Below are 13723 nucleotides of genomic sequence, written 5' to 3'. Positions count from 1 at the left end.
AATCAGTCCATCGACACCTTGTCGAAGGTGGTGGTGGTGTAGCGGACGTCAACGCCGACCTCGTCGCCGACGGCCGGCGGGGCGACCGAGGCGGGGAGGAAGAGCATGCTGGCCTGCATGTGCGGCGGTTCGGCGAACCAGCGCTGCTTGCCCTCGATCGTGAACGGCGACAACGCCAGGCCGGCCGCGTCGAGACTGCCCTTGGCCATCGCGATCGCGCGCTGCCGGACGGTGGCCGCCGCGGTCGGCGCCTCCAGGCCGACGCCGTGCGCGGTCCCGCCGGAGACCACCAGGACGTGACCGTCACCAGTGACCCGGCGCTGGCGATAGCCGACCCGCTCGCCACGGCGTACGGAATGAACGTCGAGGACGGTCGCGCGGACGTCGAAGGCGCCGCGGTCGCCGAGCCAGAGCGCGGTGCCCATCCGGAGCTTCACGTTGTCGCCGATATCGGCCAGCTTCTGAGCAGGGACGTGCGACACCCAGAGCGTGCCCGGCCGGACCGCCCAGGCCGCCTTGGCGAGTTCCTGCGCCTCCCGGACGTTCGCGGACGTACCGCCCGCGCCCATCGGGAAATGCAGGGACCAGCCCTCGAACCGGATCCGGTCCAGCGCGTTCAGCAACATCGTGTGCCGCAGTTCGCGGGCGCCGATGCCGTGCCGGCGCATCGAGGTCTGTACCTCGATCAGCACCCGGCTGCCGGCCGGGATGGAGACCAGGTCGGCCAGCCGGCTGACCGTGTGGATGACGTTCTTGCCCTGCGGGACCTCCAGGAACGGCCGCCACGGCGTCAGCACGACGACGTCGTCCTTGCCGTCCGGCGGCACCTCGTTGTAGGTGCCGACCGCGATCGTGCGGGCACCGAGCGCCCGCGACTCGGCGATCAGCCGCGGGTTGCCGACGCCGTACCCGTTGCCCTTGGCGACCGGGATGATGTCGGGGTTCCAGGTGGAACGTAAATGGTCGCGCCATCGATCGGAATCGATGTGCAGGATCAGGGGCATGGTCGTTATCGCCGTCTCATGTAGAGGTCGAATGCGGTGTAGAGCGCCTTGTTCAACGGCAGATCCCACTCACCGACGTACTCGACGGCCTCGCCGCCGGTGCCGGTCTTGAACTGGATCAACCCGACATGCGAGTCGTTCGGGTCCAAGGTGTCGGTGATGCCCCGTAGGTCGTACACGAACGCGCCCGCTGCGAGCGCATCCGACATCATGCGCCACTGGACCGCGTTCGATCCACGGACGTCTCGCTTGGCGGTCGAGCTGGCCCCGTAGGAGTACCAGGAGTGCCCGCCGACCCGGATCCAGATCGTCGAGGCGACCAGATCCCCTTCGTGATAGGCGTTGTAGAGCCGGAAGTCGCTGCAGTCGCCCGGCTGGTTGGCCATCGCCTCGTACATCTTGACGAAGTACGGCAGCGGCCGCGGCGTGAAGTGATCCCGCTCGGCCGTCTCGACGTACAGCGCGTGGAAGGCCTTCAGGTCCTCCGGGGTCCCGACGGTGACCTCAACGCCGAGCTTCTCGGCCTTCTTGATGTTGCGCCGCCAGAGCTGGTTCATGCCCTTGAGCAGATCGTCCGGCGTCTTACCCGCGAGCGGGACCTGGAACACGTACTGCGGCTGGCCGGCCGCGAATCCCTCGGTGGCCTTCGGTGCCTTCCAGCCGAGGGCACGCAGCTGCGCCGCCACCGTCGCGCCGGACGGCTCGATCACGTCCGGGCGGACGTCACCCAGCTTCGGCTGCTGGCCACCGGCGATCGCGTCCTTGATCGTCTTGGCAGACCACCGCCGGGCCGGGACGGGCGGGCCCATCCGCAGCCCGAACGCACCAGCGGCCTGGGCATGCTCGGCGAGCGGCCGCAGGTACCGGCCGAGGTCGATCGCGTCCCAGTCGATCACCGGGCCCTCGGGCAGGTAGGCCAGGTAGCGCTTCACCTTCGGCATCTGCCGGTAGAGCACCAGCGCCACGCCGACCAGCTGCTCCGGAGCGGCCGGATCGAACCAGCCGAGCGACTCGGCCTTCCACTCGCTCTTCACCGCCGCCCAGCCCGGGGTCTGCAGGAAGCTCGCTGACGGCTGCGCGTTCAGATAGGCAGCGTGCTCGTCCGCGGAGATGGTCCGGATCGTCAAGTCACTCACGGTCGGTCAGGTTACCGGGCGGGAGCGCAAGACCCCAGCCGAGCCGGAAACCCGACCTCATTCCGATCAGGCAATGTCGGCTAGGTTCTGGGGGTCGATGCAGCTGCGGAGGGGGAGTGGGATGACCGAGCGTCCGTTGCGGGCCGACGCCCAGCGCAACCGCGATCTCCTGCTGTCGGCAGCCGTCGAGGCGTTCTCCGAGTGCGGGCTGGAGGCGACGCTGGACGCGATCGCCAAGAAGGCGGGGGTCGGCATCGGCACGCTGTACCGGCATTTCCCGACTCGGGAGGCGCTGGTCGAGGCCGCGTATCGCAACGAGCTCGCGGTGGTCTGCGCTGCCGCGCCCGAACTGCTCGCCACGTTGCCGCCGGCCGAGGCGACCCGGGCCTGGATGGACCGCTTCATCGACTACATGACCCGCAAGCTCGGCATGGCCGACGCGCTCCGCGGGATCATCGCGGCCGGCGCCGATCCGTATGCGCACAGCTTCGAACTGCTGGTAGGCGCGATCCAGCCGTTGCTGGCGGCGAGCGCCGAGGCCGGTGAGATCCGGTCCGATGTCGCGGCGGCCGACGTACTGGTGAGCCTCAGCGGCGTGGCTCTCGCCGCGGGCGCCAATCGCGAACAAGCCGATCGCCTGCTGGACCTGCTGATGGACGGGCTTCGCTACCGAGGCTGATGTCGGGCGTTTCCTAAGGTGGTCGTGTGACGAAGGTGGCGTTGGTGACGGGGTCGGCGAGCGGGATCGGTGAGGCGACGGTTCGGCGGCTGGCTGCCGACGGGATGACAGTGGTGGTGCATTCCCGGACCAGTCGAGCGGCCGGCTCGGCGCTGGCGGCCGAGTTGGGTGGTAGCTACCTCCAGGCCGATCTGGAGAACTCGGCGGAGGCCTCGGAGTTGGTGCCGCGCGTGCTCACGGCGTACGGGCGTCTCGATGTTTTGGTCAACAACGCCGGCATCAGTTGGCCGGTGCCGCATGACGACCTAAACGGGTTGACCGCGGACGACTGGCGGCGGCTGCTCGAGGTGAACCTGATCGCGCCCTGGTTGCTCTGTACTGCGGCTCTTCCGGCGTTGCGTGAGTCTCGCGGCGCCATCGTCAACGTGACGAGCCATGCGGGTGTGCGACCGAAGGGGAGCTCGATCGCGTACGCCGCGAGCAAGGCTGCCCTGAACCACGTCACCAAACTGCTCGCGGCGGCGCTCGGACCCGACGTACGGGTGAACGCTGTCGCTCCCGGACTGGTGGATACCGCGATGACCGCGTCGTGGACGGATGCGCACGAGTTGTGGAAAACCTCGAGCCCGATGCGACGGGCGGCACAACCTTCCGACGTGGCCGACCTGATCGCGGCAGTGCTGGCCAACACCTATCTGACCGGCGAAGTCATCCTCCTCGACGGCGGCCTGAACCTCCGCTGAGCCTGAACCTGCGCCGAGCCTGGGCTCGACCTGGGGTGAGGATGGGGGCGGGCGCGACCTGTGCCAGGCGCTTTCTAGCGGCCGCGGTTCAGCGTTCGCGGGACTGTCGGCGGCGGGTTCTACGCTCGGCTGATGTCGTCAACGCTGGGTCCCGACTTCCGGCGGTTGTGGACCGCCTTCGCCGTCAGCGCGCTGGGCAGCGGGATCGGGGCGGGCGCCTTGCCGCTGGTCGCCGTCCTCGCGCTCGACGTGAGCACCTTCCGGGTGTCATTGCTGGCCGCGCTCTCGGCATTGGCCGGTGCCGCGATCGCGCTGCCCTCGGGTGCGTTCATCGAGCAGCGGCACAGAAGACCGATCATGATCGCGGCCGACCTCACCCGCTTCGTCGCGCTGGGGAGCGTGCCGATCGCGGCGGTGCTCGATCTCCTGACCTATGTGCAGTTGTGCGTCGTCGGCGTACTTCAGGCCGCCGCCCTGATCGTGTTCACCTCCGCCGGCGGCGCGCACCTCAAAGCCCTCGTCCCGGCTGAAGGGCGCGTGGAGGCGAACAGCCGGTTCGAGGCGACAAGCTGGACGACGCTGAGCATCGGACCGCCGATCGGTGGCGCGCTCGTCGGATTGGTCGGCGCAACCGCGACGCTCGCGGTCGATGCGGTCTCGTTCCTGCTGTCCGCGCTGGGAATCCGCCGGATCCGGTTGCCAGAGCCGGTCCCATCCCGGTTGACGACCCGGCCTGATCTACGGGACGGCTGGAGGTACATCCTGCGACACCGCGGTTTACGCGCGCTGTTCTGGAACTCACAACTGTTCGGCGGTCCGGTCATGATGACGTCACCGCTGCTCGCCGTACTGATGCTGCGCGACCTGGGGATGAAGCCATGGCAGTACGGCGTGGCGCTCGGCGTGCCCTGTCTCGGTGGAGTGCTCGGAGCCCGGCTCGCGCCGCCGCTGACCCGCCGGTTCGGGCTGCATCGGATGCTCATCATGTTCGGCGTACTCCGCACGCCGTGGTTGCTGTTGTTGCCTTTGGCAACACCTGGTGCTGACGGGATGGTGGTGATCCTGATCGCCGAGACCTGTCTGCTGATCGCGGCGGGTGCCTTCAATCCGTCCTTCGCGACCTACCGGATGGAGGCGACCGACGACGGCTTCATGGCGCGTGTCCAGTCGTCATGGTCGATCACCTCCCGGACGGTCCAGCCGGCCTTCATGGCACTGGGCGGCGTACTGGCTGGGGTCACGAGTCTCCGGACGACCCTCGTGATCGCGGGCGCCCTCTGCCTGGTCAGCGCTCTCGTACTGCCATGGAAGGCGGCCAGATCAGCTCCGGTTCCCCTGATCGCCTAGATCAGCTCCGCTGCCCTTGGCCGCCTAGACCTCTTCTGCTGCTCTTGGTCGCCTGGACCAGTTCCGCTGCCCTTGGTCGCCTGGACCAGATCGCCTAGATCAGGTCCATTGCCATCGCGAGCCGGACCAGGTTCGCCATCAGGCCGTCGTTGTCGTTCATGGCGTCGAGGAACTCGATCGCCTTCTCCGGCGGAAGGACCAGGACCTCGACCACCTGCTCGCCGTCCGGCGGGTTGGTCGGCTGCCGGTCCACCACCACGTCGGCGACCACGTTCACCCAGTACGACACCGGGTGCGGCAGATGCGGCCGGTACGGCGCCGGCCGCCGATGGTCGGCGCGATGCCCACCGAGCCAGGTCAGTGGGCCGGTGAGACGGGCGCCGGCCTCCTCGATCAGTTCGCGGCGGGCGGTCTCCTCGATCGGCTCGTCCGGTTCGCGGGTACCGCCCGGCAGGAACCGCCAGCCGAGATCGTTGCGGCAGACGACGATCCCGCCCTCGGCCCGGGCGACCACGTGCACGTTGCTGATCAACTCGTCCGGCGGCTGCTCCAGCGTGAACTGCGTGTCGAGATCACCCCAGTGCCAGAACGCCGGTGCGAACAACTCAGGAAACTGTTCTTTCCAGGTCTGCATACCTCATTCTCCCTTGCTGAGGTACCGTCCGCGCATGGCGGCCGCTGAAGCACGTGCACACATCTACTGGGCCTGCTCCGCCCTGAGCGCCCTCACCCTGCTCTTCATCGCAGCGAAGGTCACCAGCTCCTTCAGCACCCTCGCCTGGGTCTGCACAGCCCTGATAGTCCTAGCCACCGTGACCCTTGCCGCCCTGTACGCCGCCTGCGCCCTCGGCCGCCTGCAGCTGTCCACGTCAATCGCCGGCCGCGCCACGGTCTTCCAGCTCTCCGTAGCGCCACTCCTGATCGCAGTAGCCTCAGCCGCCGCCCTCCCAAACCACTACACCGGCACCTTGGCCCTACTACTCCCCTGGGGCATCACCTACTGGCTCCACAACCTCAACGAAACCAAACCCACAAACCAATAGCCCCGCCCCGACTACTCACCCTGCGGCCGGCCGCGTGCCTGCAGCCGCGCCAGCGCCTCGCAGTACCAGCGAACTACGCGCCAGCAGTACGCCGCACTCGTGCTGCAATCCCTCGCGTGCCTCCGCAGTAAACCCGCACCCGACTGCTCACCGGCAGCCGCGTTAGCGTTCGTAGTACGGGGGATTAGTTCAGGTGGGATCGGAGGTAGTCGATGTCGGCCTTCTGGCCGTGATCGCCGTTCGGGGTTTCGACGACGACCGGGGCGCCGGCCGACTTCACGACCGCAACGATCTTCGCGGGGTCGATCTCGCCCTCTTCGAAGTTGCTGTGCCGGTCGGCCCCAGAACCGAAGGCGTCCCGCGAACCGTTGGCGTGCACGAGATCGATCCGCCCGGTGATCGCCAGCACCTTCTCGACGACCGTGTCCAGGTCCTCGCCACCGGCGTGGAAGTGACAGGTGTCCAGGCAGAACCCGACGTTGGCGAGATTGTCGTTCCCGGAATCCTGCACCGCTTCCCACAACCGCGCGATCCGGTCCAGCTGCCGCGCCATCGCGTTGTCGCCACCTGCGGTGTTCTCGATCAGCAACGGCACCGGCAGCTCCGCGCGCTCGATGCACTTACGCCAGTTGTCGAACCCGGTCTCCGGGTCGTCCCCCTTGCCGACGTGCCCGCCGTGCACGATGACGCCCTTCACACCGACCTCGGCCGCCTTGTCCAGCGTCTGCTGCAGCAGCTTGCGGCTCGGGATCCGGATCCGGTTGTTCAGCGTCGCGACGTTCAGCACGTACGGCGCGTGCACGTAGAGATCGACACCGTCCGCGGCAGCCCGCTCACGCAGGGCGTCGGCCCCGTCGGCGTACGACACCTTCGGGCCCTTCCACCCCTGCGGATCGCCGAGGAAGAACTGGACCAGGTCCGCACCCCGGTCCGCGGCCTCCGCCAGCGGGTCGTCCTGATCGACGTGCGCACCAAGTTTCAAGCTCATACAGGCACCCTATGACCGCCCACCGACAGTTCCACAACCACACCACGATGCCGGAATCCGAGCGGCGCCCCACGAGCTGCCTGACCTGCTGCGACGCCCACGCCCGAGACCTTCCGCGCGCTGAGACCGGTATCCGGTGCGCGGATGGCTGGGGCGGCTGTTGAGGCGGAAGTGACTTCTGGGAGCGCGATATCGCCCGGTCAGTCCTGTGGATAAGTGGTCAGGGGGCTGTCCGGAGACTGGTATTCTGTCAGTGTTGGCCCGGTCCTTCGACCGGGCTTACTGCTTGAGCCGACGGCGATTGTCGGCGAAGAGCGCACCGCATCGCCCTCCTGCCACGGAGAGACCGTGGCCGCCAAGTCCGAAGGAGGTGGAGTTCGCGCATGCGTCGTTATGAAGTCATGGTGATCCTCGACCCTGAGCTCGAAGAGCGTACCGTCGAGCCGTCGCTGGACACGTACCTGAACATCGTCCGCAAGGAAGGTGGAACGGTCGAGAAGCTCGACATCTGGGGCCGCCGCAAGCTGGCCTACGACGTCAAGAAGAAGTCCGAAGGCATTTACGCCATCATCGACCTGACTGCCGAGCCGGCAGTGGTGAAGGAACTCGACCGTCAGCTCACGCTGAACGAGTCGATTCTCCGGACAAAGGTCATCCGTCCGGACCAGCACTGATCCCTGAGGGTCGTCAAACAGCCTTCGGTGTCGGTCGTTACCGGTATTGATAGCTGTAGACACAGACACACCCGATTGCAGGAGGAACGGCAATGGCAGGCGAACCCCCCATCACCCTGATCGGAAACCTGACGGGTGATCCGGAACTGCGGTTCACGCCCTCGGGCGCCGCGGTGGCGAATTTCACCATCGCGTCGACCCCGCGGACGCTGGATCGGCAAACCAACGAGTGGAAAGACGGGGAGACCCTCTTCATCTCGTGCGCCGTCTGGCGTCAGGTTGCCGAGAATGTTGCCGAGTCTCTGACCCGCGGTTCCCGGGTCGTCGTGCACGGCCGGTTGAAGGCACGTAGCTACGACGACCGCGAGGGGAACAAGCGGACCGTCTTCGAGTGTGACGTCGAAGAGATCGGCGCCAGCATGCGGTACGCGACGCTGAAGATCTCCAAGACCTCACGCTCCGACGGCGGTGGCTTCGGTGGTGGCGGTGGTGGCAACCAGGGCGGTGGTGGTTTCGGCGGCGGTGGCGGCAACCAGGGTGGCGGCTTCGGCGGCGGCCAAGGTGGCGGCGCCCCGCAGAACGACCCCTGGGCGACCCCGCAGGGTGGGGGCGGCCAGGCCGCCCCGGCGAACGACCCCTGGGCAGGTCAGGGTGGCGGCGGCTCGATGGAAGAGCCTCCGTTCTGATCCGCTGCAGGACATTTTTCCGAGTGACCATTCCGGCAGTAGCCGGGCTCTAGTAGTAGGAAGAGAGCACCACAATGGCCAAGATCATTCGGAAGCCGAAGAAGAAGGTCTGCGGCTTCTGCAAGGACAAGGCAACGTACGTCGATTACAAGGACACCGCGCTGCTGCGCAAGTTCATCTCCGACCGCGGCAAGATCCGCGCGCGCCGGGTGACGGGCAACTGCGTGCAGCACCAGCGCGACGTGGCCACCGCAATCAAGAACGCTCGTGAGGTCGCTTTGCTGCCTTACACGAGCACCGCTCGCTGAGGGAGGTCTGAGACATGAAGCTCATCCTGGCGCAGGAAGTAGAGGGCCTCGGAGCCCCCGGCGACATCGTCGAGGTCAAGGACGGCTACGGCCGGAACTACCTCGTACCGCGTGGTCTGGCCATCGGCTGGACCCGTGGAGCCGAGAAGCAGATCCAGTCGATCAAGCGGGCGCGTGACGCCCGGGCGATCCAGGGCAAGGAGCACGCGAGCGAGGTCAAGAACCAGCTCGAGCAGCTCACTGTCTCTCTGGACGTGAAGGCCGGCGAGACCGGTCGCCTGTTCGGCTCGGTCACCCCGGCGGACGTCGCCGGCGCGATCAAGTCGGCCGGCGGACCGCTGCTCGAGAAGCGGGTCATCAACATCGGTTCCCCGATCAAGACGACCGGCAAGCACGCCGTCTCCGTCCAGCTACACCCCGACGTGGCCGCCACGGTCCGCCTAGAGGTAGTAGCAGTCTGACCCAGCACCACCAGCCCGGCCCGCTCCCTCCCAGAGGAAGCGGGCCGTTCTGTTTCTCCGCGTCGACACGACGCCCTTCTCCGGAGAGCGAACCGCTTCCCAACCCCTCACACCTGCCGGCCCTATCCGGCTTGGACCGTTTTGCGTTCCCCATCTCTCTCGACTCAGAAGACCGGGAGTTGTCGGCTGCGCTCTAGGGCGGTCAGATCTGTTTTGGGGCGGGCCAGTCGGGTGGTCTTGGGTCTTCGTCGTTCACCACGTCCGGTGGTTTGACGGTTGGTGGGATGGTGGGGCGGGGGTCGGATTGGTCGGGGCCGCCTTTGGTGGGGGGCTGGAGGGTTGGCCAGTCGGGTGGGCGGGGGTCGTTGTTGTCGGCCGAGGCGAGCAATGGCGTCGTTCCGAATCCTCCGAGAAGTAGCACGGCAGAAACCACGGCCGCTGCTCGCCGATGCCGCGTCGCCTTCCGGCGTACGGCGTGATCTGGTCGGGCGACGCGGTCGGGCGGCGGGGGGCGGTGTCGCGGGGTCACTTCTTGGCCAGGGCGTAGAGGACGGAGTCGTGGACGACTATGGCGTGGGTGCCGGCGACGCCCCAGGGGCGCGCGGTGTTGGGCTGGAGGTGGATGAGCTTGCCGCCGGGCACGGTTGAGACCAGGTCGCTCTTGATCTGGCCGAAGATCGTGGTCTGGGTTATCGAGAGCGGCTGGAACTGGGGGACCACGGAGGTCTTGCCGGTGGCGAAGTTGATCAGGCACTCACCGAGCGCGGCGACCTTGCCGGCCTGGTCCGGGAGCCACACCCAGCCTTTTGCCTGATCGGCGGCGACCTCCGGGCAGGTCGCGAGGACGGCGCCGTTGGCGGTCGAGTTCACCGTGACGAGCACCTCCTTGGGGTTGGCGGTGTTCCAGTGCACGATCACCCGGCCGGCGCTCGCCGCGACGAGGTGGTTGATGCCCTTGGCCCCGATCGGCGGCTTGAGCGGCAGTTCGACCAGATTCTTGTCCGGCTCACCCCAGTACAACGGACCGGCGTACCGCGCCATCAGCGCACGGTTGCCATCGGCAAGCAAGATCGTCGACAACCGCGGCTGCTTCGGTACGGCGTGCAGTTGGCCGCCGCTGACCACGCTCGCGCCGGCCTCGCCGCCCATGTCGACCAGCGGGGACGAGCCGAAGAACTGGACCTTTGCCGCATCCGGCAGTTCGATGGTGGTCCGCAGCGCGCCGCCCCCGGGCCAGTAGTACAAGAAACCCTGTGCCGTTGCCGCGAGGACCGGCTTGGAGTCGACGGTGGTGTAGACCGGACTGGTCGTGTCGCGCGGCACGTTGTCCTGGTAGATCACCTTGCCGGCGCTGTCGAGTACGACGAGCTTCTGGTCAGGCGTGATCACCGCGACCTCGCGGCCGTCCGGCGAGACGGCCGGATGGGTTTCCGGCTTGATGTCGATGGTCCACGCGGCGTCGGTCGTCCAGCCAGGCGGCGCGGGCCGGGCCGCGAACTGGTCCGGCTTGATCTCCGGCTTCGGTAGCTCGGGAAGCCTGGTGCGCCCGGCCGACGGCGGCTTCGCCGGGCCAGGATCACGGATCACCAACAAATACAACGCCGTACCGCCGATCAGTACTACGGCGAGCGCAACTGCAGCAACGACAGGCCAGATCGGCTGCTGTCGCTGAGGACGCTTGTCCCGTTGCTTCTTCTTGCTCGCTACCTCGACGGCTTCGACCTGACCGTCCGGGTGGATGATCAGCGGCCACGACGTACCGTCGGGGTCGATTGCGGTGGCCCGCACCGCGCGACCGAGCTGGGCGGAGCGCTCGGCCACCAAGGCGATCGCTGCCTGGCGTGGATCCCGATGATTCACCGGGTGACTGCGCCCGGCGATCTTCACGTCGGCGGTGCGGTCGTCCACCAGCCGGATCGTGACCTTCGGCCAGGACGGGACGTCCTTGTCAGCCACGGTCAGCCCTCGTCCCAGCCACAGAACTCCCTCGGTAGTCGGCCTTCAGCGCTACGTTCTAGCACTTCTTCCGGCCGAAAACATGGCGTTGTCCACAGGCCCCTGATTCTTCACCCGATGCGGGGCTCGTCCGGCGCTGATCGAGGGCCAAAATCGTTGCCTGTGGATAAGCCACATCAGGTCAGCTGGAAAAGCGAGACAATACTCTGGGCGACTGCCCGTGAGATTGCCGCGAGAGGAGGGGCCATGACGCAACCGCAACAGAACCCGTGGAATCGGCAACAATCGCCGGTCGAGGCACAGCAGGGTCCCTCGCAGCCGGGGGACACCAGCCTGCCGGGGAGCTTGTCGGCTCCTCGGTACGGGGCGTCCGCGTCGGCCGAGGACCAGCGGCTGCCGAAGTTCGCGATTCCCGCTGCCGACACGCTCTGGTGGGTCGGTGTGCACGGTGGTTCCGGGGAGTCCACACTCTCCCGGTTGCTGCCGGGGAGCAGGGCCGCCGATCATCGGTGGCCGATCCCGCCGCCACCGGTGCCGACTCCCGTCGTACTGGTCGCCCGGACCCACGGCTCAGGTTTGCGGGCAGCGCAGCGGGCTGCGAGCGACTGGGCGTCCGGTGTGGTCCAGGGTGTGGCGGTGCTCGGCCTGGTGCTGATCGCTGATGCCCCGGGCCGATTGCCCCGGGTGCTCGACGACTTCGCCGACATCGTGGGCGGCGGCGTTCCGCGGGTCTGGGACATCCCGTGGATCGAGGAATGGCGACGAGGTGAAGACCCGACGCCGGACAACACCCCGGACGAGGTTTTCGAAGTCCTGGAGTCTGTCTACGCGCTGCGCGCGGCGAATCCGGCGGACTATCCCTCCCCCTACTGAGAGGTTCTTCTGATGTCGGCAGAATTCGTTCCGCTGCTCGCCCCACTGATCGGGATCCAACCGCCGGCCGACGCGGCCGACGGGATCAACACGGTGATCGGCTGGGTGACCTGGATCGCCTTCTCCATCTGCATTCTCGGCGTCGTGATCGCCGGCGCGATGATGGCCATGGGGCAGCGCCGGGGCGAGGGTGGCGAGCATGCCGCCCGGCTCGGCTGGGTGCTCGCGGCCTGCATCGTGATCGGCTCGGCCACGGGGCTCGTCAAAGCACTGCTGGTGTGACAACCGGCTGACGGGCTGGAGACCAGGTGGCAACGGCTGAAGGTCCGCGGAGTACACCCAGGACCTACGGCAACTGGCGTCGGCCGGCCTCGGCGGGCATCGCAGGACTAGGGACGCTCGGCACCGCCCTCATGATGGGCGGCCTGGTGGTGACGCTGATGGCCACCATGGCCGGCGGCATTCCCGGCGCGGTCGTCTCCACGACGGCAGTCGGTGCCGCGCTGCTGATGCTGATGACCAAGGACAAGCACGGGCAGTCCAGCCTGCAGAGGCTGTCGACCCGCATTGGATGGCAGCGAGCAAAGATGGCCAGGCACAACGTGTACCGATCCGGACCACTCGGCCGTACGGCGTGGGGCAAGTTCCAGCTGCCCGGGCTGGCAGCCGCCTCCCAACTCAGCGAGTTCGAAGACTCCTACGGTCGCCCGTTCGCCCTACTCTTCTACCCGAGCACCCGGCACTTCACCGTCGTCATCAACGCAGAGCCGGACGGAGCCTCGCTGGTCGACGAGGACCAGGTGGACGTCTGGGTCGCGCACTGGGGTCAGTGGCTCGCATCGCTCGGGCACGAGCCGGGCATCGTCGCCGCCTCGGTGACGGTAGAGAGCACACCCGACACGGGCATCAGGTTGCGGCGCGAGGTCACCCACAACCTGCAGGACGGCAGCCCGGCGATCGCCCGGGCCATGCTGGCCGAGGTGATCCAGACGTACCCCGAGGGATCCGCGCTGGTGAACGCCCGGGTCGCCCTGACCTTCAAGGGGACCGACCGGCAGGGCAAGCGCCGCAAGGAGGAGGACATGGGCCGTGAGCTCGCGTCCCGCCTGCCCGCACTCACCCAGAGCCTGACCTCGACCGGTGCCGGCGCGGCCCGGCCGGTGACCGCACAGGAGCTCTGCGAGACCGTCCGGATCGCCTACGACCCGGCCGCCGCAGTACTGATCGACGAGGCCCGTAGTCAGGGCATCTCGCCGGAGCTGCAGTGGACCGATGCCGGCCCGGCCGGCGCACAGTCGTACTGGGACAAGTACCGGCACGACAGCGCCTGGTCGGTGACCTGGCAGATGTCGCAGGCGCCTCGCGGTGAGGTGTTCTCGTCCGTGCTGTCGCAGTTGGTCGCCCCGCATCCGGACGTCGACCGCAAGCGCGTCACCATGCTCTACCGGCCACTGGACGCGGCTACCTCGGCACGCATGGTGGAAGCCGACAAGCGCAACGCCTCGTTCCGGGCGACCGCGTCGGCCCGTCCATCGGCCCGCTCGCTGGCCGAGGCACGAGCAGCGGACCGTACGGCGATGGAAGAAGCGCGCGGCGCCGGCCTGGTGAACTTCGGCATGATCGTCACCGGCACGGTGATGTCCGTCGAGCAGCTGCCCGACATGATCGCCGCGATCGACAACCTCGGCGCCACCGCCCGGGTGCTCCTGCGGCCGGCGTACGGATCGCAGGACTCCGCCTTCGTCGCCGCGCTGCCGCTCGGCATCGTCCTGCAGAGCCACCTGTCGGTCCCGGCCGGCATCCGGGAAGCCCTATGAGCCCGCGG

Annotated in this window: 16 protein-coding genes; 11 read left to right on the top strand and 5 right to left on the bottom strand. The window is 67.8% G+C overall.

Annotation, left to right across the window (positions count from 1 at the left end):
• Positions 1–2 precede the first annotated feature (2 nt).
• Both ABZ004_RS07155 and ABZ004_RS07150 read right to left on the bottom strand, forming a co-directional pair.
• A complete protein-coding gene (locus ABZ004_RS07155; RefSeq protein WP_355678869.1) occupies positions 3–1004 on the bottom strand; it encodes an alanine racemase in 1002 nt (333 codons plus the stop codon).
• A 5-nt stretch (positions 1005–1009) separates the two neighbouring features.
• Positions 1010–2140: a peptidoglycan bridge formation glycyltransferase FemA/FemB family protein gene (locus ABZ004_RS07150; protein ID WP_355678868.1), complete on the bottom strand. Its 1131-nt coding sequence runs from the start codon at positions 2138–2140 to the stop codon at positions 1010–1012.
• Positions 2141–2261: 121 nt separating this feature from the next.
• Here ABZ004_RS07150 and ABZ004_RS07145 point away from each other — a divergent pair, with 121 nt between their 5' ends.
• From ABZ004_RS07145 to ABZ004_RS07135, 3 genes are all read left to right on the top strand, one after another.
• Complete coding sequence (locus ABZ004_RS07145; protein WP_355678867.1) at positions 2262–2819, top strand: TetR family transcriptional regulator; 558 nt, start codon at positions 2262–2264, stop codon at positions 2817–2819.
• 26 nt (positions 2820–2845) lie between these two features.
• Complete coding sequence (locus tag ABZ004_RS07140; RefSeq protein WP_355678866.1) at positions 2846–3562, top strand: SDR family oxidoreductase; 717 nt, start codon at positions 2846–2848, stop codon at positions 3560–3562.
• A gap of 132 nt (positions 3563–3694) precedes the next feature.
• Positions 3695–4909 carry an MFS transporter gene (locus tag ABZ004_RS07135; protein ID WP_355678865.1) on the top strand — a complete coding sequence of 405 codons (1215 nt, stop codon included), beginning with the start codon at positions 3695–3697 and terminating at the stop codon, positions 4907–4909.
• Between the two features lie 94 nt (positions 4910–5003).
• Here the strand turns inward: ABZ004_RS07135 and ABZ004_RS07130 are convergent, their stop codons facing one another.
• The gene (locus ABZ004_RS07130) at positions 5004–5543 is read right to left on the bottom strand and encodes an NUDIX domain-containing protein (RefSeq protein WP_355678864.1); all 540 of its coding nucleotides are present in this window, start codon (positions 5541–5543) and stop codon (positions 5004–5006) included.
• A gap of 34 nt (positions 5544–5577) precedes the next feature.
• On the opposite strand from ABZ004_RS07130, the gene ABZ004_RS07125 reads away from it, so the two are divergent.
• Positions 5578–5952 (top strand): hypothetical protein, encoded by a 375-nt coding sequence (locus tag ABZ004_RS07125; protein ID WP_355678863.1) that lies wholly within the window; start codon positions 5578–5580, stop codon positions 5950–5952.
• A 184-nt stretch (positions 5953–6136) separates the two neighbouring features.
• On the opposite strand, the gene ABZ004_RS07120 is transcribed toward ABZ004_RS07125, so the two are convergent.
• Complete coding sequence (locus ABZ004_RS07120; RefSeq protein ID WP_355678862.1) at positions 6137–6940, bottom strand: deoxyribonuclease IV; 804 nt, start codon at positions 6938–6940, stop codon at positions 6137–6139.
• 383 nt (positions 6941–7323) lie between these two features.
• On the opposite strand from ABZ004_RS07120, the gene rpsF reads away from it, so the two are divergent.
• The 4 genes from rpsF (at position 7324) to rplI (ending at position 9069) form a co-directional block, all read left to right on the top strand.
• Positions 7324–7614 (top strand): 30S ribosomal protein S6, encoded by a 291-nt coding sequence (gene rpsF, locus ABZ004_RS07115; protein ID WP_112245171.1) that lies wholly within the window; start codon positions 7324–7326, stop codon positions 7612–7614.
• A gap of 92 nt (positions 7615–7706) precedes the next feature.
• The gene (locus ABZ004_RS07110) at positions 7707–8300 is read left to right on the top strand and encodes a single-stranded DNA-binding protein (protein ID WP_355678861.1); all 594 of its coding nucleotides are present in this window, start codon (positions 7707–7709) and stop codon (positions 8298–8300) included.
• 74 nt (positions 8301–8374) lie between these two features.
• The gene (gene rpsR / locus ABZ004_RS07105; RefSeq protein WP_012924539.1) at positions 8375–8608 is read left to right on the top strand and encodes a 30S ribosomal protein S18; all 234 of its coding nucleotides are present in this window, start codon (positions 8375–8377) and stop codon (positions 8606–8608) included.
• A gap of 14 nt (positions 8609–8622) precedes the next feature.
• Positions 8623–9069 carry a 50S ribosomal protein L9 gene (gene rplI, locus ABZ004_RS07100; RefSeq protein ID WP_355678860.1) on the top strand — a complete coding sequence of 149 codons (447 nt, stop codon included), beginning with the start codon at positions 8623–8625 and terminating at the stop codon, positions 9067–9069.
• Positions 9070–9594: 525 nt separating this feature from the next.
• On the opposite strand, the gene ABZ004_RS07095 is transcribed toward rplI, so the two are convergent.
• Entirely contained in the window at positions 9595–11025 is a 1431-nt protein-coding gene (locus ABZ004_RS07095) for a hypothetical protein (RefSeq protein ID WP_355678859.1), read from the bottom strand.
• 246 nt (positions 11026–11271) lie between these two features.
• Here ABZ004_RS07095 and ABZ004_RS07090 point away from each other — a divergent pair, with 246 nt between their 5' ends.
• The 3 genes from ABZ004_RS07090 to ABZ004_RS07080 are packed head-to-tail and all read left to right on the top strand — an operon-like array spanning position 11272 to position 13715.
• Positions 11272–11898, top strand: a complete 627-nt coding sequence (locus ABZ004_RS07090; RefSeq protein ID WP_355678858.1) for a DUF6668 family protein — start codon at positions 11272–11274, stop codon at positions 11896–11898.
• Between the two features lie 12 nt (positions 11899–11910).
• On the top strand, positions 11911–12180 hold the full coding sequence (locus tag ABZ004_RS07085; protein WP_355678857.1) for a conjugal transfer protein TrbC: 270 nt from the start codon (positions 11911–11913) through the stop codon (positions 12178–12180).
• Positions 12181–12206: 26 nt separating this feature from the next.
• Positions 12207–13715 carry an SCO6880 family protein gene (locus tag ABZ004_RS07080; RefSeq protein WP_355678856.1) on the top strand — a complete coding sequence of 503 codons (1509 nt, stop codon included), beginning with the start codon at positions 12207–12209 and terminating at the stop codon, positions 13713–13715.
• The last annotated feature ends 8 nt before the right edge of the window (positions 13716–13723 follow it).

Origin of the sequence: Kribbella sp. NPDC006257, from assembly GCF_040613535.1 — a bacterium.
GTDB lineage: Bacteria > Actinomycetota > Actinomycetes > Propionibacteriales > Kribbellaceae > Kribbella.
This window is presented reverse-complemented; position numbering and strand designations above follow the sequence as displayed.